The following is an 829-nucleotide window of genomic DNA, read 5'->3' on the forward strand; positions in this document are numbered from 1 at the left end:
AGACAGGGATGGTTGCGCCATCCTGACGCTCAACCGCCCCGACAAGCTGAATTCGCTCAATGTGGAGCTGTTCGCCGATCTGGACGCGCATGTGGACGCCATCGCCGGCCAGACCGACAGCGTCGGCCTCGTCGTGCTGCGCGGCGCCGGCAAGTGCTTCTCCGCCGGCCATGATCTCAATGACATTGCCGCCGGCGAAAAGCCGCCCCGGCCGCATTTTCAGGCCAGCGTTATCGAGAAGCTCGCCAACCTGCCGCAGCCGGTGATCACCGCCGTGCATGGCCATTGCTACACCGGCGCGCTTGAACTCGCCCTGGCCGGCGACATCATCTTCTGCTCGGAGAACGCCAAATTCGCCGACACCCATGCCCGCTGGTCGCTGTCGCCGGTGTGGGGCATGAGCCAGCGCCTGCCGCGCCGCGTCGGTCTGCCCAAGGCGCGCGAGATGATGTTCACCTGCCGCACCTATGCGGGGCGCCAGGCCGAGACCATGGGGCTGGCCAATATCTGTGTGGCGGATGCGGACTTTGAGGCCGAACTGGCCGCGCTGACAAAGAGCATCCTCGTCAATTCCTGGTACAGCCACCGGGCCAACAAGGCGCTGCTGGTGGAAACCGACGGCCTGCCGCTGGCCGCTGGCCTCAGCTACGAAATTGCCCGCAGTCGCGGCGTTGGCCCGGATATGGCCGATCGCATCGCCGCCTTCCAGAACAAGACGGCGAAGATCTCCTGAGGCGCCCGTCGGGGCGCCCCCCCCCGCGGGGGGGGCCCCCCCCGCCCGCGGCCCCACACCCCCACCACCCGCGCCCCCCGGCCCAGCAAAAATAAA

General features: G+C 67.7%; 1 protein-coding gene. It reads left to right on the forward strand.

Going from position 1 to position 829, the window contains the following annotated elements:
- A partial coding sequence (locus ACERNI_RS17185; RefSeq protein ID WP_448834458.1) for an enoyl-CoA hydratase/isomerase family protein occupies nucleotides 1-733 on the forward strand: 733 nt, incomplete at its 5' end.
- Nucleotides 734-829: the final 96 nt, after the last annotated feature.

Source organism: Camelimonas sp. ID_303_24 (assembly GCF_053543495.1).